24 protein-coding genes are annotated in these 25,105 nt (G+C 56.3%); 9 read left to right on the top strand and 15 right to left on the bottom strand.

The window, feature by feature from the left end:
- Positions 1 to 113: 113 nt before the first annotated feature.
- The 4 genes from ABUK73_RS15950 to ABUK73_RS15935 all read left to right on the top strand — a co-directional run bounded on the left by ABUK73_RS15950 (position 114) and on the right by ABUK73_RS15935 (position 4,819).
- The gene (locus ABUK73_RS15950) at positions 114 to 275 is read left to right on the top strand and encodes a hypothetical protein (RefSeq protein ID WP_353578143.1); all 162 of its coding nucleotides are present in this window, start codon (positions 114 to 116) and stop codon (positions 273 to 275) included.
- 7 nt (positions 276 to 282) lie between these two features.
- Entirely contained in the window at positions 283 to 513 is a 231-nt protein-coding gene (locus tag ABUK73_RS15945; RefSeq protein ID WP_353578142.1) for a hypothetical protein, read from the top strand.
- A 2,102-nt stretch (positions 514 to 2,615) separates the two neighbouring features.
- Positions 2,616 to 4,574 (top strand): hypothetical protein, encoded by a 1,959-nt coding sequence (locus ABUK73_RS15940; RefSeq protein ID WP_353578141.1) that lies wholly within the window; start codon positions 2,616 to 2,618, stop codon positions 4,572 to 4,574.
- Between the two features lie 26 nt (positions 4,575 to 4,600).
- Complete coding sequence (locus tag ABUK73_RS15935) at positions 4,601 to 4,819, top strand: hypothetical protein (protein ID WP_353578140.1); 219 nt, start codon at positions 4,601 to 4,603, stop codon at positions 4,817 to 4,819.
- 382 nt (positions 4,820 to 5,201) lie between these two features.
- Here the strand turns inward: ABUK73_RS15935 and ABUK73_RS15930 are convergent, their stop codons facing one another.
- The 7 genes from ABUK73_RS15930 to ABUK73_RS15900 all read right to left on the bottom strand — a co-directional run bounded on the left by ABUK73_RS15930 (position 5,202) and on the right by ABUK73_RS15900 (position 12,755).
- Positions 5,202 to 5,546: a hypothetical protein gene (locus ABUK73_RS15930; RefSeq protein ID WP_353578139.1), complete on the bottom strand. Its 345-nt coding sequence runs from the start codon at positions 5,544 to 5,546 to the stop codon at positions 5,202 to 5,204.
- Positions 5,547 to 5,585: 39 nt separating this feature from the next.
- Positions 5,586 to 6,695 carry an endonuclease/exonuclease/phosphatase family protein gene (locus ABUK73_RS15925; protein ID WP_353578138.1) on the bottom strand — a complete coding sequence of 370 codons (1,110 nt, stop codon included), beginning with the start codon at positions 6,693 to 6,695 and terminating at the stop codon, positions 5,586 to 5,588.
- 58 nt (positions 6,696 to 6,753) lie between these two features.
- Positions 6,754 to 7,782, bottom strand: coding sequence for an ABC transporter ATP-binding protein (locus ABUK73_RS15920; RefSeq protein ID WP_353578137.1), 1,029 nt, complete (start codon positions 7,780 to 7,782; stop codon positions 6,754 to 6,756).
- Complete coding sequence (locus ABUK73_RS15915) at positions 7,770 to 9,464, bottom strand: ABC transporter permease (protein ID WP_353578136.1); 1,695 nt, start codon at positions 9,462 to 9,464, stop codon at positions 7,770 to 7,772. The genes ABUK73_RS15920 and ABUK73_RS15915 overlap by 13 nt, the downstream gene beginning before the upstream one ends.
- A gap of 9 nt (positions 9,465 to 9,473) precedes the next feature.
- On the bottom strand, positions 9,474 to 10,457 hold the full coding sequence (locus ABUK73_RS15910) for an ABC transporter substrate-binding protein (RefSeq protein ID WP_353578135.1): 984 nt from the start codon (positions 10,455 to 10,457) through the stop codon (positions 9,474 to 9,476).
- 81 nt (positions 10,458 to 10,538) lie between these two features.
- Positions 10,539 to 11,372 (bottom strand): PhzF family phenazine biosynthesis protein, encoded by an 834-nt coding sequence (locus tag ABUK73_RS15905; RefSeq protein WP_353578134.1) that lies wholly within the window; start codon positions 11,370 to 11,372, stop codon positions 10,539 to 10,541.
- A gap of 138 nt (positions 11,373 to 11,510) precedes the next feature.
- A complete protein-coding gene (locus ABUK73_RS15900) occupies positions 11,511 to 12,755 on the bottom strand; it encodes an aminotransferase-like domain-containing protein (protein WP_353578133.1) in 1,245 nt (414 codons plus the stop codon).
- Between the two features lie 240 nt (positions 12,756 to 12,995).
- Between ABUK73_RS15900 and ABUK73_RS15895 the strand changes: the two genes are divergently transcribed.
- Positions 12,996 to 13,451, top strand: coding sequence for an RbsD/FucU family protein (locus ABUK73_RS15895; RefSeq protein ID WP_353578132.1), 456 nt, complete (start codon positions 12,996 to 12,998; stop codon positions 13,449 to 13,451).
- On the opposite strand, the gene ABUK73_RS15890 is transcribed toward ABUK73_RS15895, so the two are convergent.
- The 5 genes from ABUK73_RS15890 to ABUK73_RS15870 form a co-directional block, all read right to left on the bottom strand.
- Entirely contained in the window at positions 13,442 to 13,711 is a 270-nt protein-coding gene (locus ABUK73_RS15890; RefSeq protein WP_353578131.1) for a Txe/YoeB family addiction module toxin, read from the bottom strand. The two genes, ABUK73_RS15895 and ABUK73_RS15890, sit on opposite strands and share 10 nt — an antisense overlap.
- A complete protein-coding gene (locus tag ABUK73_RS15885; RefSeq protein ID WP_353578130.1) occupies positions 13,708 to 13,962 on the bottom strand; it encodes a type II toxin-antitoxin system Phd/YefM family antitoxin in 255 nt (84 codons plus the stop codon). Before ABUK73_RS15885 ends, ABUK73_RS15890 begins: the two co-directional genes overlap by 4 nt.
- A 292-nt stretch (positions 13,963 to 14,254) precedes the next feature.
- On the bottom strand, positions 14,255 to 15,274 hold the full coding sequence (gene ilvC / locus ABUK73_RS15880; protein ID WP_353578129.1) for a ketol-acid reductoisomerase: 1,020 nt from the start codon (positions 15,272 to 15,274) through the stop codon (positions 14,255 to 14,257).
- 45 nt (positions 15,275 to 15,319) lie between these two features.
- Positions 15,320 to 15,976, bottom strand: coding sequence for a TetR/AcrR family transcriptional regulator (locus tag ABUK73_RS15875; RefSeq protein ID WP_062450018.1), 657 nt, complete (start codon positions 15,974 to 15,976; stop codon positions 15,320 to 15,322).
- A gap of 165 nt (positions 15,977 to 16,141) precedes the next feature.
- Positions 16,142 to 16,549, bottom strand: coding sequence for a winged helix-turn-helix transcriptional regulator (locus ABUK73_RS15870; protein ID WP_353578128.1), 408 nt, complete (start codon positions 16,547 to 16,549; stop codon positions 16,142 to 16,144).
- Between the two features lie 134 nt (positions 16,550 to 16,683).
- Between ABUK73_RS15870 and ABUK73_RS15865 the strand changes: the two genes are divergently transcribed.
- Positions 16,684 to 17,574, top strand: a complete 891-nt coding sequence (locus ABUK73_RS15865; RefSeq protein WP_353578127.1) for an NmrA family NAD(P)-binding protein — start codon at positions 16,684 to 16,686, stop codon at positions 17,572 to 17,574.
- Positions 17,575 to 17,832: 258 nt separating this feature from the next.
- Positions 17,833 to 18,381 (top strand): hypothetical protein, encoded by a 549-nt coding sequence (locus ABUK73_RS15860; RefSeq protein WP_353578126.1) that lies wholly within the window; start codon positions 17,833 to 17,835, stop codon positions 18,379 to 18,381.
- Between the two features lie 67 nt (positions 18,382 to 18,448).
- On the opposite strand, the gene ABUK73_RS15855 is transcribed toward ABUK73_RS15860, so the two are convergent.
- Positions 18,449 to 19,714 (bottom strand): NAD(P)/FAD-dependent oxidoreductase, encoded by a 1,266-nt coding sequence (locus ABUK73_RS15855; RefSeq protein ID WP_353578125.1) that lies wholly within the window; start codon positions 19,712 to 19,714, stop codon positions 18,449 to 18,451.
- An 80-nt stretch (positions 19,715 to 19,794) separates the two neighbouring features.
- Complete coding sequence (locus ABUK73_RS15850; protein WP_353578124.1) at positions 19,795 to 20,550, bottom strand: pyridoxine 5'-phosphate synthase; 756 nt, start codon at positions 20,548 to 20,550, stop codon at positions 19,795 to 19,797.
- A gap of 311 nt (positions 20,551 to 20,861) precedes the next feature.
- Here ABUK73_RS15850 and ABUK73_RS15845 point away from each other — a divergent pair, with 311 nt between their 5' ends.
- A complete protein-coding gene (locus ABUK73_RS15845; RefSeq protein WP_353578123.1) occupies positions 20,862 to 21,557 on the top strand; it encodes a MerR family transcriptional regulator in 696 nt (231 codons plus the stop codon).
- Between the two features lie 64 nt (positions 21,558 to 21,621).
- Here ABUK73_RS15845 and ABUK73_RS15840 read toward each other — a convergent pair whose 3' ends face one another.
- Complete coding sequence (locus tag ABUK73_RS15840; protein ID WP_113087868.1) at positions 21,622 to 22,749, bottom strand: ATP-dependent DNA helicase; 1,128 nt, start codon at positions 22,747 to 22,749, stop codon at positions 21,622 to 21,624.
- 367 nt (positions 22,750 to 23,116) lie between these two features.
- Here ABUK73_RS15840 and ABUK73_RS15835 point away from each other — a divergent pair, with 367 nt between their 5' ends.
- A complete protein-coding gene (locus tag ABUK73_RS15835; protein ID WP_353578122.1) occupies positions 23,117 to 25,054 on the top strand; it encodes a methyl-accepting chemotaxis protein in 1,938 nt (645 codons plus the stop codon).
- The last annotated feature ends 51 nt before the right edge of the window (positions 25,055 to 25,105 follow it).

The following is a 25,105-nucleotide window of genomic DNA, read 5'->3' as shown; positions in this document are numbered from 1 at the left end:
CCCCCCCCCCCCCCCCCCCCCCCCCCCCCCCCCCCCCCCCCCCCCCCCCCCCCCCCCCCCCCCCCCCCCCCCCCCCGATGGGCGTTTTCATTCTGATTCTTGGTCTGCTTCAGATGGCAGGCGGTGTGCTCGTGGCAATCAGTGCGAAGTCTGCAATTCACGAAATACTGGGTGCTGTCTCGTTTGGCCTCGGCGCGGTGTGCTTCGGTGTTTCTATCCTGATCGGTAAAATTGACGATCTGACAGCGATCGCGAAGGCATCGCAAGCCAAGTGAGGATGACATGAAGCGAGAATTTGCAAGGCATCAATTTATCGGTGACAGCGGCGCAACCTACACGGTGGTCGAATACAAATTCCAAATCATAGCAAAAGGCCCAAACGGCACTTCAACAGCCGATGGCACATCGAGCTTCTATCTTGCAGACGGCAGAGAGCTGATAGAAATCGGAGACGATGAGGAAGCCAATCAATTCAAAATTTTCGATACCGGTGAGATAATCCGCCGGGCCTGATTTTAGACCGCAAGTAGGAGTTCAAGATTATGCCAGTTTTAGATCACCCACTATACGAGGAGTGGAGCCGCGCTTACGAGAGATTAACGGAGGCTCATGAGAGATTGAAAGGTGAACTGCGAAAAGGAGAGCGAGGCATGATTGATGCTGCCAAGCTCGACCATAAAAAGGCACAAGAAGTTTACGACGAGGTATCTGCACGGCTATAGCGAGAGGCGCGCAAGCGGCTTAGGCAGCCTTCCTGAACCACCCGTCGAACACCTGTGCGGTCAGCATATGCACAGGCACGAACGGGATGACGTTCGATTGCTTCCGCCGAGCCTTGTAGGAAGCGTGATTGCATCTGGGGCTACAATACATAGCCTTGGGACTGGTCGCGATGAATGGCTCCCTGCAATGGCGGCAGTTGCCGTCAAAGGTTGACCCGAGCGGCTTGTATGTGGTGCCTCGTTGTTCCGCCTTCCGTATCCGGTGCAATCGCATGTGGCATGCCTTGCTGCACACCACGCCCTGTGCCGTCTTGGGGATGAATGGTTTCTCGCAGCACTGGCAGGGCCTTGGCTCAATGACGCGGTTGTGGGCGCACTCGAATGAGCAATATTGGGTGCGGTCGAGGCGCGGCCTGAATTCTTTTTTGCATGTAAGGCAATCGCGCGGGTGGATCGTTCGCAGCGCTAGACGGCTGCATGCATGAGAGCAATAGCGTTGGTCTTTGGTTTCCGTGCTGAATGGCTTGAATTCCGTCTCGCAGTATTCGCACGTCAGTGATGGTGCCTGATCCCGAAACATGATCGCAAGCGCAGATCGGGCGACGACATCATCCCGCTTCCGGGTCTGATAATCCCTGTAGAGAATTGCAGACTTCGCGCAGACCGATGAGCAGAACCGAGCCTTGCGACCTCCGGTCCTATCCTCTTCGGGCAGCTCTATGCCGCACCAGTTGCAGTTTTCCTCAGCGATAGCGTACTGACGCTGACCTTGCTCCCACGATGGCTCTGCGTTCCCATTCGCTGGAAAGACGCGGTTAACCGGTTCCTGCGCGACGCTTTCACCATGCTCGCAATAGTCAGTAAACGCTAAAATCAGGCAGTCTTACGAGAGCGGTATCCTTTCCGGCACTGCTGATGAGGGTTGACCGCGAAACTCAGACCTTGGATCGATTTAGGTCTGGTGACCGCTCGCACCATCCGTGGTCTATTACCTCGACCGCGCAATATCGCTGCTTGAAGAAATTCGCACGACGCAAGACCTCTGTTTAGGTAGGGGTGTCTCACCTCTCGCCACACAAACGAAAGTGCCGTTATCGTTGCGAACTACATCATCAAGGTAAGCACCTTGGGTTGTCGGCACATATTGGGCAGGCCGATCAGTCACATTCTCTCCAGCAGTACCGTTGACAGACAGACTTCCAAATGTCGTTTCGACCACCACAGACGATTGCCCCTCGTCGTTACGAACTTCAATGCCTTTTGTAGCCATGGCAGTCTTTGCATCGGCTTGACGGTGCAGGACTTCGAGAAGTTGAGCTCCGATCAGTAGCGCATGGGCGAGGCAGTCAGAGGCCGACAAGGCAAACTAAGGACGGCAGAGTGCTAAAAGCGAAAGCGTCATTACCTCATGGGTCACTTCCCGCGCTGGCTGGAAGACAAGAGCGGTATAACCTATAGCAAGGCATCGATACATGAGCGCAGCAAAAGTCGCCGTGCCAGTCTAGAAGACGGAAACAGTCCTTTTAGCAATAGTTGACACACGCGGCCCGAACGGCTCTTTTTACGCGCATACGTTGGGGGCCTTCATGAAAAGACTCGTTCTCTCTTTCTTCGCTGGTTTGATCAGTATCGCGCCGGCCGTTGCCGCTGATAATTCGTGCGGTGATCATTTTTGGGCAGGGACCGGACCATAGTGCCCCTCACCGCTATCATTCGAGGATGAAGGATGGACTTAGACGCATCAGATAAACGCGGCATCGGTCGATATTAAATTCATCATGCGAACTTAGAGAACTTGTCATAGCGTTTGCGATGCACAAGACGCTTCCAGTTGTTGAGGAAATCCCTATACACGGAACTGATCGATAATTTATGCCACCTGGGCGCATCTAAATGACGTTTTCTCTGCAAACATTTGGACAACTTCAACTCTTGGATTCGGAGGGTGACGTCGTTCCCTTTCCGGAGAAGGGTCTCTTGCTCCTCGCCTATCTACTGACCGCACCGGAACGTTCTGCTCATAGAGCGACATTGGCACAGTTTTTATGGGGCGATGTCAATAAAGAGGTTTCGCTCGTCAATTTGCGCTCAACCATCTCAAGGATCAAGTCACGGCAGGATGAACTTGGGGCAGAGTTTCTTTCCTTCACGAGCAGCGCAATTTCTCTGGGTCAGACAACGGTCGCGTCCGATTTGCTGACGCTTCACAAGCAGGAGTTCGAGGAACCCCTCATCTGGCTAGGACGGCTCGTTACGCTTTTCAATCGAACATTTTTGGCTTCGATTACCTGCCAAAGTCGCGAGTTCGACGTATGGCTGATTCAGCGTAAAATTTATCATAGCGCTCTTCTTAAGGGGCTTTTAAAAGAAACTTCCGAATTGGCAACGACACCAAAGGAAGAGGAGATCATAAAAAATGCTGCGATCCTTATCTTCCATGCAGAACCGGAAAATCCAGATACACTCAAGTTTCTCGTGCAGATATTCAATGCAGAGGAAGAAGTTGAGTACTTTCGGAAATACCTTGAGCAACGGAAACAATCACTTTCCCGAGGCTTGGGCCATCTAACTGCAAATTCCGATAGAGATACCGCAGAAACCGTCGCAAAAAAGGACAGGCACGAAGGGTTGTCCGCAAGGGATAGATCAATTCCTGATCCCCTCTCTCACCCCGGACAAACACTAAAAAGTGCTGTCCCGCGTCTCGCTTTGCTACCTCCTACGATTGTTCATCGCGATCCGATGGTCGACATGGTCGCATCCTCGTTGATCGAGGACATTACGATAGGGTTCTGCGCCCTCAATAGCCTTGAGATCATTGCTCCTCATACGGCGCTGCGGATCGGAAAAACATCTGAAAACAAGCCAGATGTTTTTGAACGCTATGACATCAACTATGTTTTGGACACCCGTTTGAGCGGCGTGGATCATGACGATCTGTCCCTTTTCGTTCAGCTTACATATGTGAACAACTCGGAGATCGTCTGGGCAGAGCGCTACAAGCTCGAAAGCCTAAACCTCATAGACAGACGCCGAGACCTCTTGCGGCAAATTACACTCTCCGTGGCGGGACGGATAGATAGCCATCAGATCACTCGTCCCTATTTTGAGCGCAGTGCCGCTGCCTATCATCGCTACCTTATTGGCCGTCACTACCTCAATCGCCTGACGCTTCAGAACCTGCGCCGCTCGCGGAAAGAACTGAAAGGGGCGCTACAGGAGGATGCAAATTTCGCACCAGCCTTGAGCGCGATGGCACGAACCTATTCAAAAGAATGGCTTCTGACTGCCCGGGGAGATATCGACCTTCTACAGACTGCAGCAGAATACGCAACGCGAGCGATCGAGGCACGGCGCGACTTTGCTGATGGCTACCGTGAGCTGGGCGTCACCAAGCTTCTAATGGGGGAAATGGAAGAAAGCGCGCAGACTTTGGAAGTCGCGGAAACGCTCAGTCCTCACTATGCCGACATTATCGCTGACCATGCCGACACCCTAAATCATTTGTCGCGGCCTGACCTAGCGCTGCAAAAGCTTGAACGGGCGATGGAGCTCAATCCACTCGGTCCGGACTCCTATTTGTGGACTGCAGCAGGAGCGAGCTATAGCCTCGGCAAATTCAACGATGCACTCGGTTATATCGATAAAATGGTCGATAGCGATCTGGCGGACAGGCTCTCGGCAGCCAGTTGGGCAATGCTCGGAGACGAAAAGAAGTCACGCTTTTTCGTTCGGAGGGCTCTTGAAGCAAATCCTCAATTCGATCTTGATAAATGGCTAGCAATCGTTCCTTTCAAGGAACAATGGCAAAAAGATATTTACCGAGAGGGTCTAAAGAAGGCTGGTTTCTAGTTCGTTCAAAGGAAGGAAATTATTGAATGGCAAAAGTTGTTATAATTGGTGTTGAGGGTGAAAAAGGCCTTTGGGTTGTGGATATCGACGCGGGAACTGTCACACCGCTAGCTGACCCCACGACAGGCAATCTGAAAAACGTTGCGGATTTGCGGGCAGTCGGAGCCTCGGTCATCAAGGGGGTTGATGTGGCTATCTCGGTGGAGTCCGCCGGTGGTGTTGCTGCTGGCCATATGGAAGGATAATTCAGTGGCTGGGTGAAGTGCTGAGGAATCGGCTCTTCACCCTGCTTTTCGTCCTACCGGAGATAACATGATCGTGCTCTTTCAAGGGCACTCATTTTTCTCTTGATGGTCTGCCTCTCAAAAACACTCACACGCACATTTTTTCGCACACATGAAATCACAACTAAAATAGCCTACTCAATTATGATGCGATATTTCTGATTGATAATCAGGGGTCACGAGTTCGAACCTTGTCGGGGGCACCAGTTTTCTTTCCCAAAGAAATAAATCGACGTTGTGATTCGGAATTTGCGCCGCACCGTCCTCATAAACCGCTTTGAAGCCGTCCACCCGATGATGTGCGAGACACGCTTCGCCTGCATTAAGATTGGTCTTTCCCGATCTAAATTTGCCAGGCCGAGAAAATTCCATAGGCGGCACCTATCGGAAATCCCGTGTGGAAACTGTAGCGGCGCCACCAAGGATATTCCTCAGGCGGCGGCTCAGGCTTTTCCTCTGGTGCCTTTTTAAAAAAACTTATCACAAACAATAACATACGAGAAAAAGCCGCTTGAAACAGCAATTGAATCAAGAAGAATGGCAGCATCAGAATCAGAACCATTCCAAAGCCGTGAAAGACCACGAATCCCAGCATGCCGAACATAAATCCGAAGATTGCTCCAAAAGCTAGCGTCGCAGCCGCCCACCCCAAATCGGATAATTTGATGTTCTTTCCGCCCATTTCCAAGAAATGCTCCGATACTATCGAAAATAAATCGAGTCCATGTCACCCCAAATCCAACGTCATAACCACCGGGCAATGGTCCGAAGCCTTCGGCCTATCCCACCCCGTCCTTGGATAACGCTCAACCTCCTGCCCCGGCGGAAAGATCGTGCGATAAGGCTGGCCGCCACGGATGATTTCTGGCGCGCTGGTGGCGTTGATGTCTGCCAGATGCGGTGAGAGCCAGATGTAGTCGAGCTGGCAAAGATGCTGCTCCTGCGGGCCGCGGGAGTGGTAGAGCGTCCAGCGGTCCATTTCGTCACGGCGCAGCATGGGGTTTATGGCGAAGCCGTCCTTGCTGAAGATATCGAGCGCGCTGCGCTCTTCTTTCACCGGCGTAAAGCTGTAGCCAGTGCGGCGGTTGCCGGAGATGGCGACGCGTTCCTGATAATCGTTCATGTCGCCGCAGATTGCGAAATTCATGGAGCGGGTTTTGTCCGCTCCGAACCGGTTTTCGATGATGCGGCGGATGGCGCGAACCTCTGCTTCGCGCACGGGCATGGTGGAAAGCCGGGCATCGCCCGCCTCCCGCGCATTGGTCATGGATTTCAGATGCGTGACGTAAAGCGTGAACGGCTTGCCGCCGATGCGCAGATCGAGTTCCAGGCAATCACGTTTGAAAATCTTGTCGTCGATGCGGTTGGTCAGCGCCAGTTCTGGTGTGAACAGGCCCAGCTCGCGATAGGTCAGTGTCGCATGGCTTTTGATCTCGACAAGCTCGATCTTTTCGCCATCCAGTGTTTCCTCGCGCATGATAACGGCCACATCGATGCCGCGGCTGTCATTGCCTTCCACCAGATATTTCTGGCGGTAGCCATTGCCCACCATGCGGTAGAGGTAGCCGTATTCGAAGGCCTGAAGCGCAGCCATGTTATCGACTTCCTGCAGGCAGAGAATATCGGCGTCAGCATCGGCAATGGCCAGAGCCGAAAGTTGGCGCGTATCATCGGTGGATGCCAGCATGCGCGCACTTTCCAGCGCCTGATAGATCGCCTCATCGCGCACATCGAAAAGCTGCATGGCCCGGTCGCGCCGCGTCTGGTTGCGAAAGCCGGTATAATCGAAACGCGTCATCAGGTTTTCGATGTTGAACGTGGCAAGCCGCAGCGACATGAATCATTCCCGGTTTGGTCTCAGCTAAGACTATCCGTTTCTCCTGTCACGGCAAGGATTACAGCCGCCAGGCCGAACGGATGACGATGGGGAACAGCGAGCCGATGGCGGCGGGTTCGCGGGAATAGGCGCGTAGCACCTGCCCGTCCGGCAGGGTTAGCCGTAGGGCATAGCGTTCACCTTCGTAGAGAATGTTGGCAACGCGGCATTCTATGCCTTCGCCATCCTGGATCACATCCTGCGGACGCACCAGAATGTCTCCACTCGGTGATGACGAGTTCTCACCTGTCATGAGTGGCCGCAATTGGCTCCAGTCCAGAGACCGTGGCGCACCATCGGGCACTGGCAGAGAGAGTATCGCGCCCTGCCCCACCAGCCCGCCGACGAGCCTGCCTTCGGGGCGAGCGTAGAGTTCCGCCGGTGCTGCCATCTGCAGCAGCTTGCCCTCGGACATGACGGCGACGTCGGTCGCGAGCGCCATGGCCTCGGCCTGATCATGGGTGACATAGACCATGGTTGCGCCTGATGTGGCGTGGAATTCGCGGAAGGTTTCTTCCATTTCCTGGCGCAGATGCCGGTCGAGATTGGCGAGCGGTTCGTCCAGCAGCACGACATCAGGTTCGGTCACGAGGCAGCGAGCCAGCGCCACGCGCTGCCTTTGACCGCCGGAAAGCTCTGATGGGCGACGGTCCGCATAGGCTTCGAGCCGCACGGTGGCTAGTGCGTCTGCCACCTTGCGCTTGTAGGCCTCGCCGGAAATGCCGCGCACCTTTAGCGGATAGCCTGCATTATCGGCCACGGTCATATGCGGCCAGAGCGCGTAGGATTGGAACACCATCGCCATATTACGGCGTTCCGGCGGCACCATGCTGCCGGCATCGGCCAGCACGCGGTCCCCCAGCAAAATGGCACCGTCCGTGGGCTGTTCGAAACCGGCAATCATGCGCAGAACGGTGGTCTTGCCGCAGCCGGAAGGGCCGAGCAGCGCCAGAAAGCCGCCTTCGCGAATGGTCATGGACACGTCGTTGACGGCGGGTTTGCCGCCGCCAAAACTCTTGGACAGGCGGTTAAGGATCAGTTTCGCCAAGGCACAACTCCCTTCGGCAGCTTTCGGCCGAGCACTTCCAGAAGCAGCATGAGGACGATCACCATCGCCACCACCAGAACGGAAAGTGCCGAGGCGAGATCGAAACTGCCGCTGTCATCAAGATTATAGATCACCACGCCCAGCGTCTGCGTGCCTGCGGACCAGAGCAGCGCCGACACGGTCAGCTCGTTGCAGGCGATGAGAAACACGAGAATGACCGAGGCACCCGCCGCAGGCCCAACCAGCGGCAGAATGATATCGAACATCCGCCGCCAGAACCCCGCGCCAGCCAGCCGTGCCGCCTCTTCCAGTGCGGGGTCGAACTGCGTGAAAGCCGAGACCATGGGCTTCAAGCTGACGGCGAAGAAGGAGGAGAAATAGGCGAGCAGAATGATCCACAGCGTGCCGTAAAGCGTCACGCCCAGCAACGGAATGGGTGCGGCAAACAGAAGGACATAGGACACGGAAATGACCACGCCCGGCAGCGCGTAGGGAATATCCACCAGCGCCGATAGCAGGAACATGAACCGGCTTTTGCCCCGTACCAAAAAATAGGCCGTCAGCACTGTCACCGCCAGGAGACAAAGCGAGGTAGCCGTGGCGAGAAACAGCGAGTTGGCAAAGGCCGTGCGCGTTACCGCCTGCCGAAACAGAATTTCCTCATAGGCATGTAGCGTCGCGGTTTTGAGGGTCAGCGGCACGCCATAGGCAGGCGCCAGCGAACTGACGACGAGTGCCGTCAACGGTGCGACCAGCATGAAAAAAATGCCGAGCCAGAGCGCCAACTCCGCCAGCATCCGCCAACCACCAAGCTGGAAGGTCGCAGCCTTGCCGGACAGGCCGATGATGCGGTAATCGCGCCCCTTCATCGCCCGTTCCTGTATCGCAAGACCAAGGACGGAGATGATGGCGATCATGCCGGACAGCATGGCGATATCGCCGAAGGTGCTGCTGCCGAAGCTGGCAAAACGGCTGTAGATCAGTGTCGGCAGAGTGAAGATCGAGGCCGGAATACCGAGGATCGCGGGAATGCCGAAATTGCCGACGCCTGACACAAAGGAGATGGCCGCACCCGCAATCAGCCCCGGCATGGCCAACGGCAGGATGATGTCTTTCAGCACCTGCCAGGAAGATGCGCCGGAAAGCTTGGCCGCCTCGATACCCTCCTGTGGCAAGGCCAGAAGCCCGGCGCGGAGAGAGAGGTAAACCAGCGGCGCATGCTGCACGCCCAGCAGCAGCGCAATGCCAGCAATGGAATAGAGCGGCTGTGGCGAGCCCAAGGGCGGCGCAAGACCGATGGCCTTCAGCAGTGTGCTGGATGGCCCGGTCATGCCGATCCACGACAGTGCTGTCACCTGCGGCGGGATCATCATCGGCAGCATGAAGAGGAAGCTCAGCGCCGACTTGGCCCTGATATCGCACAGTGTCAGCGCCAGCGCGAAACCGGCCCCGATGGTAAGCGAAATGACCATGCCGAAGAAGGATGTGGACAGCGTGTTCACCACCGCGTTCCACAGCGCCGGGTCGCTCAGCAGCGGCCACATGTCACCTTTGAGTGACGAGACGATGCCGGTATAGGCCAGCCGCCCCAGCGGCAGGACGCTCAGCATGAATACGACTGAAACCACAAAGGGAAACAGCCAGCGCGGCTGGCTGTTTCCTGTCTTGGACACGCTTTGCATGAATGCAGATCAGCCCTTGGAGCCGAAGATATCCGAGAAGGTTTTCAGGTCCTTTTCCGAGTTCTTCAGCGCTTCAGGCGCATTGATCGGCAGCACCTTGATCTTGTCGCGTGCCGGGAAGCCTTCCGGCAGGGCAACGTCGTTGCGGGCTGGAATGTAGCCGAGCTTGACGAAGCCTTCCTGGCCCTTGGCGGACAGAACGTAATCCACGAACTTCTTGGCGGCTTCGGCATGCTTGGTGTTGGCGAGAATGCCGACGGGCTCTGTTACGGCAGAAACGCCCTCTTCCGGGAACACGAATTCCACTGGCGCGCCCTTGGCCTTCTCACGGATCGGCATGTAATCGACCACGACGCCATAGGCCTTTTCGCCCGATGCGACAGACTTCAGCACGGCACCGTTGCCACCGGCGGCAATCGCGCCATTTTCCTTGAGTGCCTTGTAATAATCCCAACCGAGGCTGCTGACACCCGCCAGCGTCTGCGCATGAATGAGAGCGGCACCGGAGGTCAGCGGGCTTGGCATGGTGACGAGGCCCTTGGCTTCCGGCTTTGCCAGATCCTTCCAACTCGTTGGCTTCATTGCCGCTTGAGTGTTATACATGATGCCGGTGGTGATGAGCTTGGTGGAGTAATAATAGCCATCTGCATCATAGAAGGCTGCATCGTAATGGGCGGCTTCCGGCGACTTGTAGGCCAGAAGCTGCTTGTTCTGCTTCATGCGCTCCAGCGTGACCGTGTCGGCAATCAGCAGCACGTCGGCAACAGGGTTGCCCGCTTCGATCTCGGCCATCAGCTTTGCCATGATCTTCGGCGTTCCGTCACGCACCCACTGAATGTCGATGTTTGGGTTGGCAGCCTTGAAGCCATCGACGGTTGCCTGAGCATCCTCGTTCGGCTGGCTGGTGTAGAGAACCAGATCAGCCGCCTGGGCGTTGCCCAAGAGCATGCCGAGCGAAACGATGGCCGTGAAGGCGGAGAGAAGCGTTTTCATAAATGCGGTTCCAGTTGCGATCTGGCACCGCTAAAACACAAATCCATAACATGTATGTGACAGGCAGGTTTTGCGCACCCGTTACAGGGTGACAGTCCCCTCGATCAACACCGTCACCGCACCACCAATCCAGATATCGTCACCGATCTTGTCGACGCTGACGCGCCCTGCCCGGCCAAGAACCGTGCCCTGGCTTGCAACATAGCTGTGCGGCGCGATTCCCGCTCCAATCAGCCACTGCGCAATGCCTGCATTCAGGCTGCCGGTGACCGGATCTTCATACCCATCAGCAAAGGCTCTCAGCTCAAAATCCGCCTCGATAGCGTCATCCGCACCGCAAGGTGCCGCCACGCCAACCTTGAAGCCGCCAAGAACCGCATAGTTCGGCTTGATATTCAAAACATCCTGACGTGAGCGCAGCAAAAGCGAAACCCAGCCGGGGCCGTTATCCGTCCAGTTCGCATCGACAACGGCGTCTTTCGAAAGACCAAGACCCGCGACGACATTTTCAAGCGTTTCGGCATCCACCGGGCCGGATTTACGCAAGGGCGGTGCGGCAAAAGCGAGCTTGCCGTCAGATACCCTGATCCGAACCAGACCCGCCTCGCACTCCTGCACCACTTCGCTCTTGTCTGCCGTGCCCTGACGTGAAAGCCAGACATGGCATGTGCCAAGCGTTGGATGGCCGGCAAATGGCAGCTCACCATGCGGCGTAAAAATCCGCACCCGGTAATCGGCATCCGGCGATGTCGGTTTCAGCAGAAACGTCGTTTCGCTCAGATTCGTCCAGTTGGCAAAGGCCGCCATCTGCGCATCCGACAGACCATCCGCATCGCAGACGACGGCGAGAGGATTGCCCTTGAGTGGTTCTGCCGAGAACACATCGACTTGCTGGAATGCATGGTGGCTGGTCATGAGCGAACCCTTTCGTGGGAATCTGGAGACACAAGTATTCGTCACCCTCGGGCTTGTCCCGAGGGTCTAACCACGTTTGATGTCGGGGTGCGTTAGATCCTCGGGACAAGCCCGAGAATGACGTAAAAACGTTGCTGCTTAAACCAGCGGCATCGTCGCATTCGATGTCGTTTCCGCACCGGCAATCAAACGACCAAGGCGCTTGATGCCTTCATCGATCATCTGTTCGTTGGCGCAGGAGAAGCTGACACGCAAGGTGTTGGCACCCGACCCATCGGCAAAGAAGGCCTTGCCCGGTACGAAGGCCACCCGCTCTGTAGACAGCGACTTGGCGAGCAGTTCCGCACCGTCCATGCCTTCCGGAAGGGTGACCCAGACGAACATGCCGCCTTCCGGCTTCGTCCAGCGGGCAGACTTTGGCATGTACTTTTCGAGGGCGACCAGCATTGCATCGCGGCGCGCGCTGTACGCGGCCTTGATCTTGGCAACCTGTTTGTCGAAACCGCGCGAGGCGACATGCTCGACGGCCATCTGGTTGATGGTCGAAGAATGCAGGTCTGCCGCCTGCTTCATCAGCACCAGCTTGCGAATGACAGGCATGGCCGCAACCACGAAGCCGACGCGCAAGCCCGGGGCCAGCGTCTTGGAGAAGCTGCCGGAATAGATCGTGCGGGTCTTTTCGATGGTGCCGCTGCGGGCGATATCCAGCGCCAGAATCGGCGTGACGGGCTCGCCATCGAAACGCAGGTTCTGATAGGCCGCATCTTCTAGAACGGCGATATCCAGCTCGTCTGCCAGTTCCAGCAACTTCTTGCGGCCTGCCAGATCGACGGTTTCGCCGGTCGGGTTGGAGAAGTCAGCCGAGAGATAGGCAAACTTCACTGCTCCGCCAGCCTTGGCAGCCGCATCGCGATAGGTCTGCGGTGTGCGGTTACCACCAGGGTTCAGCTGGTCGTAGGTCGGCTCATAGGCGTTGAAGGCCGAGAGCGCGCCGAGATAGGTCGGCCACGTCACCAGCGCCGTATCGTTGGGCGACAGGAACAGTTTGCCGAGATAATCCAGCGCCTGCTGCGAACCGGATGTGATGAAGACGTTATCGACCGAGCACTCGATGCCGATCTTTTCCATGTCTTTCACGATCCATTCGCGCAGCGGCTTGTAGCCTTCGCTGACGGAATATTGCAGGGCGGAATTGACCTGCGGCCCAGAGAAAATATCCGCGTAAGCCTGTTTGAATTCCTGGTCTGGAAACAGCGCCGGGTCGGGAATACCACCGGCAAAGGAAATGATATCCGGCTGCTCCAGCAGCTTCAGCAATTCGCGGATTTCAGACGCCTTCATGCGCGAAGAGCGCGTGGCGAATATTTGTTCCCAATCGAGCATGGGTTCGTTTCCTCTTGTTTCGTTTTCTTGCGCATATATGTACCGAAACACTGATAGGTCAGCAATACTGACTTATCGATTTTCAGTACGGTTTTTCAGCTTTTCTGCGCAGCCTCCCAGATGGCGCACCCGCAATACATCTTTGGCCCAGAGTCTACAATCGGCATCACGATGGATTGACGGCGAGGCAATTTCCGGGTCGATTGCAAACCACTGATTTGAAGCATGACGGAGGATACAATGCTCAAGAATATCGACCCGGCTCTCAACGCCGATGTGCTGCACGCGCTGCGCGCCATGGGCCACGCCGACACGCTTGTCATCACAGACACCAACTTCCCGTCCGACAGCATCGCCCAGCACACGGTCGTCGGTCAGGTTCTGCGCATGGAAAACATCTCCGCCGCCCGCGCCATGAAAGCCATCCTCTCCGTCTTCCCCCTCGACACCCCCATCCAGCCCTCCGTCGGCCGCATGGAAGTCATGGGCGCGCCAGACCAGATCGAGCCGGTGCAGGCAGAAGTGCAGGCCGAAATCGACGCCGCCGAAGGCAAATCCGCGCCCATGTACGGCATCGAGCGCTTTGCGTTTTACGAGCAGGCAAAGGACGCCTATTGCGTGATCACGACGGGTGAAACGCGGTTTTATGGCTGCTTTATTCTGACGAAGGGTGTGATTGCTCCGTCTCAGGCATAGTGGAAACGGCACTGGAGGATCTCCAGTCGCTGCTCATCACCACTGCCAGCCACGCGATAAACAAAACGGTGCTCGCCGGTAATGCGGCGAGACCAGAAGCCGGACAAATCCCCTTTTAGCGGTTCCGGCTTTCCTAACCCTGCAAAGGGCGTTCTCTTTGCATTCTTGATGATCTCATTGATCTTTTGGACCATCCGCAGATCGGTCTTCTTCCAGAACTCGTAATCGTCCCAGGCGTTTGAGGTCCAGACCAGCTTCATTCTTCGGTGGGGTCACGCACGATGACATCACCGTTGCGAAGCTGATCCATGCTGGCCCGCAACCGCTCCGCATTGGCGGGGTTGGAAAGAAGATGCAACGTTTCCTGCATGCTTTCATATTCCCCCTCTGCAAGAACGACCACCGCTTCCCTACCCTGTCGTGTCACGAGCAACGGCGCGCGCGATTCCAGCACCGCATCGAAATGCGTTGCAAAATTCTGGCGGAATTCGGTGAAGCGGACATTTGGCATGGAGGCATCCTGTACGTATTTCTGTACACATGAATAACATCACAGTGCATATCGAGCAAGACATGTAGCATCTGCCCTTGGAATGCCAGTCCCACGCCGCCGTCACCCCGGACTTGATCCGGGGCCCAGTGACCTGACGTCTGTCAGGTCAAAAGACTCTTTCGCGCCGCAGACGCGACGCTGCTGGATACCGGGTCAAGCCCGGCATGACGGACGAGAGCGTGAACACTCCACCAAAAAAAGGCCGGAGCTTTCGCCCCGGCCTTTCGCAAATTCATCCAAGCAGTGAAGCTTAGTTCACAGCCTTGTCAACCAGCTTGTTCTTGCCGATCCAAGGCATCATGCCGCGAAGTTTTGCGCCGACTTCTTCGATCTGGTGAACGTCGTTCATGCGGCGGATGCCCTTGAAGCGGGCAGCACCAGAGCGGTATTCCTGCATCCAGTCAGACGTGAACTTGCCGGTCTGGATGTCGTGCAGGACGCGCTTCATTTCAGCCTTTGTTTCAGCGGTGATGATGCGCGGGCCGGTGACGTATTCGCCCCATTCTGCCGTGTTGGAGATGGAGTAGTTCATGTTGGCAATGCCGCCTTCGTAGATCAGGTCTACGATGAGCTTTACTTCGTGCAGGCACTCGAAATAGGCCATTTCAGGCGCATAACCGCCTTCGACCAGCGTTTCGAAACCAGCGCGGATCAGCTCGACGAGACCGCCGCACAGAACGACCTGTTCGCCGAAGAGGTCGGTTTCGCACTCTTCCTTGAAGTTGGTTTCGATGATGCCGGAGCGACCGCCGCCAACGCCGCAGGCGTAGGAGAGAGCAACTTCAAGCGCGTTGCCGGAAGCGTTCTGGTGAACGGCAACGAGGCAAGGAACGCCGCCGCCCTTCTGGTATTCGCCGCGAACCGTATGGCCTGGGCCCTTCGGTGCGATCATGACGACGTCGAGCGAAGCCTTCGGCTCGATGAGGCCGAAGTGAACGTTGAGGCCGTGGGCGAATGCAATCGCGGCACCATCACGAATGTTGTCGGCAATCTCTGCCTTGTAGATGTCGGCCTGAAGTTCGTCAGGCGTTGCCATCATCAAAAGGTCGGCCCATTTGGCAGCTTCGGCAACGGTCATGACCTTGAAGCCATCGGCTTCAGCCTTCTTGATGGTGCCGGAACCAGCCTTCAACGCGATGGCGATGTTCTTCTGGCCGCTGTCCTTCAGGTTCAGCGCATGGGCGCGACCCTGGGAACCATAACCGACGATGGCGACATTCTTCGCCTTGATGAGATTGAGATCGGCATCACGATCGTAATAGACGCGCATTTCGGTAGTCCTTCCTTGGATATTTGACGTTGTTTAGACCGGAACTCAGGCGACCTTTCCACCAGTTTCCGAATGTACCTTCTCCGTGCCGTAGAGCGTGAGAAAGGCCGAAACGGCCTTGCGTGCCCGGGCGGAAAAATCCTTTGCCTGCTGCGCTTCACCCAACAGCATGCGCACATGCAGGTCGGAGACGATCAGGCCATAAAAGCTGCGATAGGCGTCTTCGAGATCATCGAAGCGCAGATAACCGGAGCGGCGACCGGCTTCGATAAGACCCCGCGCCCGCTTATCGATCTGGCGGCGGCCGCGCTCCAGAAGCAGGTTGCCCAGCTTCGAGCCATCCCGGCTGGCCTGCCCGATGGCGAGACGATTCAGCGCCAGCGAAACATCGCCCGCCAGAACGTCGAGCAAATCATGGGCAAAGACTTCGAGGTGGTCGGTCAGCTGCGGCGCAGAAACACGGTCCCCTGCCTTCTCGAAAGTGCGGACCTTGCTCTGCTGAAAGGTAATCATCGCAGCCAGCAGACCGTCACGATCGCCGAACCACTTATAGAGGCTTTCCTTGGAACAGTTGGCAGCGCGCGCTAAGCCCGATGTCGTCAGCGCTTTTTCTCCGCCCTCGACCAGAAGACGCAAAGCCTGCTCCAGAACGGCGTTCTGACGCGGCGAAAATTCCTGCGCTGTGATCGGATCGGTCCCCACCTTGTCCACTCCACCTGAGACGTTATGTACCGTACGGTACGGTTCGAGTGTTGTTTACGGGGAGTGGTGAAAAGGGTCAAGAGGTTTTTTGACAAAGAGCCACGAATTGACGCGGCGCAATATGAGCGTCAGCGAAAATGGCTTCAGGTAATAAGTAGGCGGATATCAGGTCTCAGCCTCAAAACGCTGGCGTGCAACCTTGACGGCATCGTGGTTTTCCAGCGCCCAGTTGATGACTTCCGAGAGCGGGCGATAAAGCGAGCGCCCCAGCGGCGTCATGCTGTATTCCACGCTCGGCGGCTTGGTGGGAAAAACCTCGCGGCGAATGTAACCATCGCGCTGAAGGTCGCGCAGGGTCTGCGTGAGCATGCGCTGGGAGATATCCGGCACCATGCGGCGCAGCTCACCGAAGCGATAAGGCTTCTCCGCCAAGGCTTGCAGCAGCAGGGTCGACCATTTGCCGCCGATATGGTTGAGCAGGTCGCGCACCGGGCAATTGCCGAAATCCAGATTGGCAAAATCTGGCGCTGGCGCAGATGCTGCTGGCTTCAGCCTTGAAATTGTCGCGCTCATGGTGGTTCCCTTTTGGTAACGTATGGCAGGAAAAATGCCTTCTTTACATCATGCAGTCAATTCCTATTTTAGCCTTACTCTCTTTTTGAGACCAGCAAAGCATCGGCTTTCAACGGATGCGGAAAAGGACATATGTGATGAGCAAAATTCTCGTAACCGGCGCTTCCGGCCAACTCGGTCAGGCCGTCATCCGCCACCTCTTGGAAACCTATGGCGTTGCCGCATCCGACATCGTCGCCGCCAGCCGCGATACCGCCAAGCTTTCCGCCCTTGCCGCAAAGGGCGTGGAAACCCGCAAGGCCGATTTCGATGACGCCGCCTCCCTCGCCGCTGCTTTCGCAGGCATCGACACCGCCCTCCTCATTTCCACAGATGCCCTTGCCGTTCCGGGCCAGCGTCTGGCGCAGCACAAGGCCGCTGTCGAAGCCGCCGTCAAGGCTGGCGTGAAGCACCTCGCCTACACCTCCATGCCAAACCCGGACAAATCGCTCGTCACCTTTGCGCCAGACCATCTCGGCACAGAACAAGCCATCAAAGCCAGCGGCGTGCCTTACACCATCATTCGCAATGCCTGGTATTACGACAACTACCTGCATGGCATGCCGCACAATCTGCAGAGCGGTCAGTGGTTCACCGCCATGGCTGACGGCAAGGTCTCCAACATCTCCCGCGATGACTGCGCCCGTGCCGCAGCAGCAGCTCTTGCCAAGAGCAAGGCCGAAAACAAGACCTACACCGTCACCGGCCCGCAGTCGGAGAGCGCCGATGAAATCGCCGCTGTCATCTCGCAAGCCGCCGACAAGCCGCTCGCCGTCATCAAGGTATCGCCTGCTGATTTGCAGAAGGGCATCGAAAGCGCCGGCCTCCCCGGCTTCGTCGCTGCCATGCTGGCATCGGCGGATGCAAACATCGCTGCGGGCAATTTCGATTTCGTGACGAGCGATTACGAAACGCTGACGGGCGAGAAGCCACAGACGAGCGAAGCGTTTTTCGAGGCGAATAAGGCGAAGTTGCTGTCGGCTTGAGAATTTAGTCTTCTTGCTTGATCAGCCACGAGAGGGCCAATTGCCCTCTCTACTTTTACAGACGGGACCATTTTTGAAAAAAAGTTGGAGTGGCGTTTATTATGCCACCAGGGTTACAACTCCTGTAAATCAACAGTGGGATAGGTATGAGATTCGCAACTTGCAGTTTTAGCGTCTAATTTTTTAAAAAAATACCACCAGAAAGGTTACCGCAAGCTCCAGATGCAATCATGAATATCATTCCTAGGAAAGGTATTGATGATGCAAATTTCGTCAAACAGGTACAATATTCAAACCCCGGCTTCACAAACAGCCTCAATCATGAGCGGTGTTGGCTTGATAAATGGTGAGACAAGCACATTAGAAATCAAAGTCCGCGAGAATAGTGAAAATATCAACTCCCTAAACTCGTCGGCTACGTCCTTGCAATATTCGCTTGCCGCGTCTGCTTTAGATAGGGCGACAAGCGGAACGGAATTCAATTATATTGGACCGAACCTTGCGGCCGTAACCGCCACAAATGACAAAGCTATAGCGTCTGGACTGAGTGGGGGTTATGATCTCAATGAAATCCTAACTGACGAAGATAAAGCCATTACTGGCTTTGATGCGAACGATCCCTCCACTTTTAATGCCGCTGCCCACGCCATCGCCGATGCGCGCTACCGCGGCAAGCTCGATGGGAATATTACAGCAGATTTTCTTTCTACCCTGCAAGGTAGTTACGAATTGTCAGATGCGATCATTCAGGGCATGGAATACCGCCTTAGCCAAATATTTGACAACAGTTCCAGCACATCAGCCTGACCCTTGTAGTGTTCAAAACAGCCGCGAGGTGGCTACTAGCAACCACCTCGCCCACAGCTTCCAACAATTACGCCTCGTCCTTCAATGTCTCTTTCTGCGTAATCAGCCGCGCGCTGTGGTGGCCGCTGAGGTAGATCCACAGCCAGCTCCAGGCCACGGCGAGGCGGGAGCGGGTGCCGATGAGGAAGTAGATGTGTGCGAGGCCCCAGATCCACCAGGCCAGAACGCCGGTCAGTTTGAACTTTCCGAAATCGATTACCGCCGCCCGCTTGCCGATGGTGGCGAGGTTGCCCTGGTGGCGGTAGTGGAACGGGGCTGACATTGACTGGCCTGCAAGCTGCGCCTTGATGACGCGGGCGACATAGCTGCCCTGCTGCTTGGCCGCAGGGGCGACCCCCGGCACGGGCTTGCCATCGGCCTGCTTGACCAGCGCCGTATCGCCAATCACGAAAATCCGCTCGTCATCGGGAATGTTCAGCTGCGGCGTCACTTCCGCGCGCCCTGCCCTGTCTGCCGAGATGCCAAGCCATTGCGCGGCGGGAGATGCCTGCACACCGGCGGCCCAGACGATGGTCTTGGCAGGAAAATGCGTGTCACCCACCGTCACGCCATCATCGGTGCAGGCGGAAACGGGTGTGCCCAGCAGCACGTCAACGCCAAGCTTTTCCAGCGCGGTCTTGCTGTAGGCGGAAAGGTCTTCCGTAAAGGCTGGCAGAACCCTCGGCCCGGCTTCCACCAGCAGGACACGGGTCTTGCGGGTATCGACATTGCGAAACTCTGGCGGCAGCGTCTTATGCGCCAGCTCGGCAATCATACCCGCCATTTCCACACCGGTCGGGCCGGCGCCGATGACCACGAAGGTCAGTAAGGCCTGCTTTTCTTCGTCGGTTTTTGCCAGTTCAGCACGCTCGAAGGCAAGCAGCAGGCGGCGGCGGATGGTGGTGGCGTCTTCCAGTGTTTTCAGGCCCGGCGCATGCTTTTCCCAGGCATCATTGCCGAAATAGGCGTGACGTGCGCCGGTGGCCAGAACCAGCGTATCGAAAGGGATGGCCTCGCCGGATTTCAGGATAACCGTGCGGCTTTGCCGATCAACGCCGCCGACTTCCGAAAGCAGCGTGGTAACCTCCGGCCTGTCCCGATACAGCCGCCGGATGGGCCATGCTATTTCCGAGGTGGCCAGTGCCGTTGTCGCTACTTGATAAAGCAGCGGTTGAAACAGATGGTGATTGCGGCGGTCGATCAAGGTGATGCGAACCGGCGCGCCTTTCAGCCCATGAACGACCTGCAGTCCGCCGAAGCCTCCCCCAACGACGACAACGTGATGCTCCTGCATAAAAAAATGCCCTTTTCAAAATCAATAAAACCGCGCAGCAACTGCGCGGTTTGCAATATAATGGCAAAAATTGACGATAGTTATGAAATAGTCTGACCACAGGCGCGACAAAAACGCCGTACCGTTTCCGCCATTCCATACTCCATGGCATCCGCCGTCAGCCCATGACCGATGGACACTTCAGCGAGATAGGGAATACGTTTGACCAAGGCCGGAAGATTGGCAACCGTCAGGTCATGCCCGGCATTCACCTCGAGCCCCAGAGCCTTGGCATGATCCGCCGTAACGCCAAGCTTCTCGACCCAAACGTCTGCGGCTTCCGGGTTGTCGAAGCAACCACCATAGGGGCCTGTGTAAAGCTCGATGCGGGCCGCGCGCGTCTCTGCCGCCAGCTGCACCGCCGCCTCGTCGCCATCACCATCGGCAAACAGGGACACGCGCATGCCGCCGCCGTTCAGGCGCGCAACGGTTTCCTTCAGGAAAGAGGCGTGTTTGCGGAAATCCCAGCCGTGATCAGAAGTGGCCTGTGATGGCTCGTCCGGCACCAGCGTCACCTGCTCCGGCTGGGTTTCTTCACAAAGCAGCAGGAAGTCTTCTGATGGGTAACCCTCGATATTGAACTCGGCCTTCGGAAACTCGTCATCTATCAGAGCGCGCAAGACCGGCAGGTCGGAAAAGCGGATATGCCGCTGGTCCGGGCGCGGGTGAACGGTCAGGCCGCTGGCACCGGCAGCCAACGCGATACGGCCAAAATGGGCGACATCCGGCCAGGGAAGATCGCGGCGATTGCGCAGCATGGCGATGGCATTGAGATTGACGGAGAGTGTGGTTGGCATGATTTCTGACCGCTCGCGTTCGATATAAGAAGGTCTTGTTTCCTTCACTATCACACCCGCTGCAAGCACCCTCGAAAAAATAATTGAAAAGTTTTGGAACCATTTGCGCGCACCCGCATTGAAGCGCCGATTGGGCATTGGGGTTTATAATGGCGAACGATTACTTTTTTTCAGAAACACAACTCAAAATACATTCTAATATCGACATGGCATCCGAAGCGGGAATGGATGAATTCCTGAAAGACGAGCTGCCTGCGCGAAGGTCCATTCCCGGAAGAGCGCGCAATGAAGCCCGATGGAGGGCAAAGCCCATGCGCGATTCGGAAGAGCCGACGAAATCTCCCACAAGGGATGTTTCGAAAATTGCGCGCAAAGGTTTTCTTCCAGAAGTCTCTCTTCCTTCGCCTCTGCCACCGGAACCGGTAGCCATTGCAGACATGGCAAACATGTTCGGCGTCACGCATCGCACGCTGCATTTTTACGAAGAAAAAGAAATCATCTCGTCCCGCCGCGCTGGGTTGATGCGCATCTATTCGCATCAGGATGTTCACCGCATGGCGGTCATCAATTTCTGCCGCGAGATCGGCATTCCTGTCGCCACCATTCAGGACATTATGCAGAAGCTGGCGGATGCACCGACACAGGCTGATGCTGACGCCCTGTTCCAGGATGTTCTCAACAATCGTAAAAGCGAGCTGGCTGCGGAAATCTCGACCGTTCGCCGTCAGATCCAGCAGATCAGCGACGTTCTGACCGATGATGATGCTCTCGAAGCTGAAGCCGAGGTGCTGACCGAAGCCGATGTGGAGCTGAGCACGCAGGAACGCAAATGTCTGGAACTGATGGCAGAAGGTTACGCGCCGGTTCGCCTCGCCCGCACGCTCGGCATTTCCAATGACGAACTGCAGAAGCTTGAATCCTGCGTGATGGAAAAAGTCAGTGCCAGCAATCGCTTTCAGGCGGTGGCCAAGGCTTACATGATGGGCGTCATTCAGCCAGCATCATAACACTTATTCGATCAAGATTTGAAGAACGCCCGGTACATGTATGAACACTGTGCCGGGCGTATGCTTATCGAACGATGGTCAATGTTTCGGCAGCGCGGGTAATGGCGGTGTAAAGCCAGCGCTCACGCGAATCGCGGAATGCAAAGCTTTCATCGAACAAGACGACATTGTTCCACTGCGAACCCTGCGCCTTGTGTACCGTCAGGGCATAACCGTAATCGAACTCGTCATAACGCTTGCGCGTCGTCCACGGAATTTCGGTTTCCGTTTCCTCGAACGCAGCCTTCAGCAGTTTGATCTTGGCCGCACCGCGGTCCATATCGTCGTCTTCCGGGCGTATCATCAGGTTGATGCCGGGCTTCACTGTCTCGCGTGACGAACTCATCACCTGCCACAGAGAACCATTCAGCAGACCCTTAGCCGGGTCGTTGCGCAGGCACACCAGCTTGTCACCGGATTGCGGATAATCGGCGCTGAAACCCTTCAACTCACGAAGACGCTGATTGTAGCGACGGCGGGTGCGATTGGTGCCAACCAGAACCTGATCTGCATCCAGCACCAGCCCCTGCGTCACCTCATTCTTGGAAATGACCTGCGCTGCGCCATAATCGCCGCGCATGATCTCCTTGCCCTCCCGCACATCCATGGCAAGCTGGATGATGGGATTGTCCTTCGCCTGACGGTGGATTTCCGACAGCAGGAAGTCCGGCTCCTGCTCGGTAAAGAAACCACCACCGGATACGGGCGGCAACTGGCCGGGATCACCCAGAACGAGGATGGGCGTGCTGAAACTCATCAAGTCCCTGCCCAGCGCCTCATCCACCATCGAGCATTCGTCGATGATGATGAGTGCCGCCTTGGCAAGAGGGCTCTGGCGGTTGATGGAAAACATCGGCGCGATGGAGGTCTTGCCGGTCTCTTCGTCCTCAACTGCCTCCTCGCCGCGCGGGCGATAGATCAGCGAGTGAATGGTACGGGCATTCGTCGCCCCGCGGGACCGCAACACCTGCGCCGCCTTGCCGGTGAAGGCCGCAAACAGAACCTCACCATCGACGTGTTCGGCAAAATATTTTGCAAGTGTGGTCTTGCCCGTACCGGCATAGCCGAACAGCCGGAAAACCGGCGTCCGGCCTTCCTTCAACCAGCGCGAAACAGCCTTTAAGGCTTCATCCTGTTGCGGTGAAAATTGCATGCGTTCTCTTCGCAGGATTCGAGCGCGAAGCGCAACTGAAAAAGAACGAAAGAAGAATAAAGCAGTGAATTGACCGTCCCGCGATTAAAGCTTCAAGACGAACCGTAAATGTCGACGCCAACGTTATTTCAGCAAACTGTAATTATAATTTATTATGGTTAGGATTTTAACTAACAATAAATTGATATAAAATAAAATCATTAATGCGTGAATTAGATATTAGGGACATCTGACAAACGCCATGAAACGAACCGGAACGACACGACGGCTTTCCCAAAGAAAACCCCGAAAACAAAAACAAAGTTGTTCGGAGCAACGCCATGCTCACATCCACAGCAATAACTTACACAATAGGGGTCGGAAAAACATGTTCTCGTTCAAGGATCTTTCTACGAAAACCAAAGTAATTATCGGCACATCCGCTCCGGTTTTGCTTGCCATTGCCGTCGGCACCATCGCGCTCACGAGTATCTCTTCGATGACGCAGAGCAACGGTTGGGTCGACCACACCAATCAGGTGCTGCGAAAGTCCGACAACATCACCGCTGCTGCCGTGGATATGGAAACAGGCATGCGCGGTTACATCATCACCGGCAAACAGGATTTTCTTGCGCCTTATAACAAGGGTCAGCAGGCGATCTATAGAATGGTCGACGAGCTGAAAGCCATGGTCAGCGACAATCCGACCCAGCTGGGACGACTGGACAAAATCCAGACCGCCATGAGCGACTGGCAGAAAAACTTTGCCGAGCCACAGATCAAGGCACGCGGCGCGTTGGCCGACACAACATCGCTTGGCGAGATGAACCAGAAGCTCGATGCATCGCAGGGCAAATCCTATTTCGACAATTTTCGTGCCATAAGCGCTGACCTTCAAGCCGACGAAAAAGCACTGCTGACAAAACGCTCCGCTGCAAATGATGCGGCTGTTGCATCGTCGATCAACATGATCTGGGGCAGCCTTGCAGGCGCGATCATCATTGCCATCGCTGCCGGTCTGCTGATCGGTTCCGGCATTTCCCGCCCGTTGCTTGCCATGACGTCGGCTATGAAGCGTCTGGCCAGCGGCGAAACGCAGGTGGACGTTCCCGGCGTTGGCCGCAAGGACGAAATCGGCCAGATGGCCGAAACCGTACAGGTCTTCAAGGACAATGCCATCGCCAAAATCCAGATGGAACGCGAAGCCGATGCCAACCGCTCCATGACCGAAAAGGAACGTCAGGAACGCGAGCTTCAGAAAGCCAAGGAAGCCGCCGACATTCAGTTCGCCGTCGATGCACTGGCCCAGGGCCTTGGCCAGCTGGCCGATGGCAATGTCGCTCACCGCATCAACGCGCCTTTCGTGGATCACCTCGATCGCCTGAGAAACGACTTCAACAACTCCGTCGGCAAGCTGAATGAAGCGTTGGTTTCCGTGGGCAAGAATGCCCGTGGTATCGACGCTGGCGCCAACGAAATCCGCTCTGCCGCCGACGATCTGTCCAAGCGTACCGAGCAGCAGGCCGCTTCGGTCGAAGAAACCGCAGCAGCGCTGGAAGAAATCGCAACGACTGTTCGCGACTCTGCCAAGCGTGCCGAAGAAGTCGGCGGTCTCGTTACCAAGACCCGCCTCAGCGCTGAACATTCCGGCCAGGTCGTTCGCGATGCCGTTATCGCCATGCAGCAGATCGAAAAATCCTCCAGTGAGATTTCGAACATCATCGGCGTCATCGACGAGATCGCCTTCCAGACCAACCTTTTGGCTCTGAATGCCGGTGTCGAAGCTGCGCGCGCCGGTGAAGCCGGTAAGGGCTTTGCGGTTGTCGCACAGGAAGTACGTGAACTGGCCCAGCGTTCGGCAACGGCTGCAAAGGAAATCAAGACGCTGATCGTCACCTCCGGTGATCAGGTCAGATCCGGTGTGGAACTCGTCGGCAATACGGGCAAGGCGCTGGAAAACATCGTCTCCGAAGTCCAGCAGATCAACCAGCACGTCAACGCCATCGTGGAATCCGCCCGCGAACAGGCCGTCGGCATTCAGGAAATCAACTCCGCCGTCAACACCATGGACCAGGGCACCCAGCAGAACGCCGCCATGGTCGAGCAGTCGACAGCGGCTAGCCACAGCCTTGCCAAGGAAGCGGCAGCCCTGAACCAGCTGATCACCCAGTTCAACCTCGGCAACGGCTCGTCCTCGCGTCCAGTCCAGGTCGCATCGCACAACTCCGCCCCGGTCGCCTCCCCGACCCGCCAGCTGATGCGCAAAGTGGCAGGCGCCTTCGGCGGCAGCGCGGCAGCAGCCGACAGCTCCTGGGAAGAATTCTGATCCTCACCTATCTCCACAAAAAGAAAGAGCCCAAGGGAAACCCTGGGCTCT

Source organism: Agrobacterium vacciniicorymbosi, from assembly GCF_040427045.1.
In the GTDB taxonomy this organism is placed as follows: Bacteria; Pseudomonadota; Alphaproteobacteria; order Rhizobiales; family Rhizobiaceae; genus Agrobacterium.
This window is presented reverse-complemented; position numbering and strand designations above follow the sequence as displayed.

Excerpts from the sequence above, each read along its gene's own strand:
- ABUK73_RS15915 (WP_353578136.1), bottom strand. The coding sequence starts at position 9,464 with ATGCAAAGCGTGTCCAAGACAGGAAACAGCCAGCCGCGCTGGCTGTTT.
- ABUK73_RS15845 (WP_353578123.1), top strand. The coding sequence starts at position 20,862 with ATGCGCGATTCGGAAGAGCCGACGAAATCTCCCACAAGGGATGTTTCG.
- ABUK73_RS15935 (WP_353578140.1), top strand. The coding sequence starts at position 4,601 with ATGGCAAAAGTTGTTATAATTGGTGTTGAGGGTGAAAAAGGCCTTTGG.
- ABUK73_RS15870 (WP_353578128.1), bottom strand. The coding sequence starts at position 16,549 with ATGAGCGCGACAATTTCAAGGCTGAAGCCAGCAGCATCTGCGCCAGCG.
- ABUK73_RS15900 (WP_353578133.1), bottom strand. The coding sequence starts at position 12,755 with ATGCTCGATTGGGAACAAATATTCGCCACGCGCTCTTCGCGCATGAAG.
- ABUK73_RS15840 (WP_113087868.1), bottom strand. The coding sequence starts at position 22,749 with ATGCAATTTTCACCGCAACAGGATGAAGCCTTAAAGGCTGTTTCGCGC.
- ABUK73_RS15890 (WP_353578131.1), bottom strand. The coding sequence starts at position 13,711 with ATGAAGCTGGTCTGGACCTCAAACGCCTGGGACGATTACGAGTTCTGG.
- ABUK73_RS15945 (WP_353578142.1), top strand. The coding sequence starts at position 283 with ATGAAGCGAGAATTTGCAAGGCATCAATTTATCGGTGACAGCGGCGCA.
- ABUK73_RS15885 (WP_353578130.1), bottom strand. The coding sequence starts at position 13,962 with ATGCCAAATGTCCGCTTCACCGAATTCCGCCAGAATTTTGCAACGCAT.
- ABUK73_RS15905 (WP_353578134.1), bottom strand. The coding sequence starts at position 11,372 with ATGACCAGCCACCATGCATTCCAGCAAGTCGATGTGTTCTCGGCAGAA.
- ABUK73_RS15855 (WP_353578125.1), bottom strand. The coding sequence starts at position 19,714 with ATGCAGGAGCATCACGTTGTCGTCGTTGGGGGAGGCTTCGGCGGACTG.
- ABUK73_RS15910 (WP_353578135.1), bottom strand. The coding sequence starts at position 10,457 with ATGAAAACGCTTCTCTCCGCCTTCACGGCCATCGTTTCGCTCGGCATG.
- ABUK73_RS15860 (WP_353578126.1), top strand. The coding sequence starts at position 17,833 with ATGATGCAAATTTCGTCAAACAGGTACAATATTCAAACCCCGGCTTCA.
- ABUK73_RS15925 (WP_353578138.1), bottom strand. The coding sequence starts at position 6,695 with ATGTCGCTGCGGCTTGCCACGTTCAACATCGAAAACCTGATGACGCGT.
- ABUK73_RS15850 (WP_353578124.1), bottom strand. The coding sequence starts at position 20,550 with ATGCCAACCACACTCTCCGTCAATCTCAATGCCATCGCCATGCTGCGC.
- ABUK73_RS15895 (WP_353578132.1), top strand. The coding sequence starts at position 12,996 with ATGCTCAAGAATATCGACCCGGCTCTCAACGCCGATGTGCTGCACGCG.
- ABUK73_RS15950 (WP_353578143.1), top strand. The coding sequence starts at position 114 with ATGGCAGGCGGTGTGCTCGTGGCAATCAGTGCGAAGTCTGCAATTCAC.
- ilvC (WP_353578129.1), bottom strand. The coding sequence starts at position 15,274 with ATGCGCGTCTATTACGATCGTGATGCCGATCTCAATCTCATCAAGGCG.
- ABUK73_RS15940 (WP_353578141.1), top strand. The coding sequence starts at position 2,616 with ATGACGTTTTCTCTGCAAACATTTGGACAACTTCAACTCTTGGATTCG.
- ABUK73_RS15835 (WP_353578122.1), top strand. The coding sequence starts at position 23,117 with ATGTTCTCGTTCAAGGATCTTTCTACGAAAACCAAAGTAATTATCGGC.